The sequence below is a fragment of the Gammaproteobacteria bacterium CG11_big_fil_rev_8_21_14_0_20_46_22 genome, from assembly GCA_002796245.1.
Lineage (GTDB): Bacteria > Pseudomonadota > Gammaproteobacteria > UBA12402 > UBA12402 > 1-14-0-20-46-22.
In genome coordinates this window covers 1-1212 of the sequence record PCWT01000057.1, presented here as the reverse complement: position 1 = coordinate 1212, position 1212 = coordinate 1, and the positions used below count along the sequence as shown (strand labels likewise).

The window sequence follows — 1212 nt, the reverse complement described above, 5'->3', positions numbered from 1 at the left end:
CTTCGAACCAGTTGGTCGGGAGTTCGAATCTCTCCGGGCGCGCCAAATAAAAAAGTCACTCGTAGAGTGGCTTTTTTATTTGGCGGGTGACGGAAGATTTGAACTCCCGAAAGGGAGTTCGACTAAAATGTCTGGAACATTTTAGAACGCCGAAGGCGCCCGCAGGGTGAGCCCCAAGGATGGGGCGAATAATCCTCCGGGCACCATAATCAAGCCACTCGTAGAGTGGCTTTTTTATTTTTCCGGCCTTGTGCTTTCCTCGCCTCCACGAATGACGCTAATGTGCCGTCGTGAATGCCAGTTAAAGGCAGCTTCCCTATATACTTATCCAGCGTCTCAATATGTCGCGCATCATCATCGATGCTAGCGTTGTGCAGATGAGCTTTTAAATACTTCACTGCCGCTTCTCTAAACGTGCGCTCTGGTCGAACACCAAAAATACGTGCGTTCCGACATTGCTCAACCTTTCTGGCTAAGTAATATTCCGCCTCTTCGAGCGAGCTTGTTCCAGTACTTTCACAAATTCGCTTTCCAAGGATGATTTTGTCGATATGCCAGGCATCTTTTCGCTTGAAAAGCCCTGGCGTGTGTTTTCGTCCCATAATTTCTTACCTCTTAAGCTTATGGAACGCCTCCGACGAGTTTTATAGTCCTCGAACCAGGCGTCCAAGTCAAGTCTGTCAAAGCCAATACCTTGTTTCCCGATGGAAACCTCCTCTACAAATGGCCTGACCTCTTGATTAAATCGATGAATATCCATACCAAGATACAACGGTGCATCGCGTAGCCGTAGCACGCGAGGCAAAATGTTAGCTTGTTTCATCGATTGTCCCTCACGATAAGCACCGCAAATAGGAACGCCCTTATTAATGTTAATTTTTTTGTTTTCATGATTCATTTCCCGTATTGATTTAAGCGCCTCTAACGTTTTGCAATAAAAATAAGTCATCACCTATCACGACCTGGCAAGACATTAGAAGCGACTTAAATCTGCTAATAACAAGCGTGATAAGAAAAAGTGTATGTAAAATAAAGCAGCCATAAAGACCGCTGTTATAAAGTTGAAATCAATTGACGTATCAGAAACGTATCTAATACGCCATAGACAGGAAAAGTAACCAATGAATTCACATTATGGTATGAACACATTGGTTTTAGTTGAATGCCATTAATCCACGTAGACTAATGGTACATGATAGTAAAAGTTAAAAA

At 43.6% G+C, this 1212-nt stretch carries 2 protein-coding genes; both read right to left on the bottom strand.

Features of this window, described 5'->3' with window-relative positions; all coding sequences use genetic code 11:
• Positions 1–209: 209 nt before the first annotated feature.
• Positions 210–398: a hypothetical protein gene (locus COV52_08165; GenBank protein ID PIR10613.1), complete on the bottom strand. Its 189-nt coding sequence runs from the start codon at positions 396–398 to the stop codon at positions 210–212.
• A 74-nt stretch (positions 399–472) separates the two neighbouring features.
• Positions 473–823 carry a hypothetical protein gene (locus tag COV52_08160; GenBank protein PIR10614.1) on the bottom strand — a complete coding sequence of 117 codons (351 nt, stop codon included), beginning with the start codon at positions 821–823 and terminating at the stop codon, positions 473–475.
• Between the last annotated feature and the right edge of the window lie 389 nt (positions 824–1212).

What these genes read in the sequence shown, in the direction of transcription:
- COV52_08160 (PIR10614.1), bottom strand. Translation starts at nt 823, where the DNA reads ATGAAACAAGCTAACATTTTGCCTCGCGTGCTACGGCTACGCGATGCA.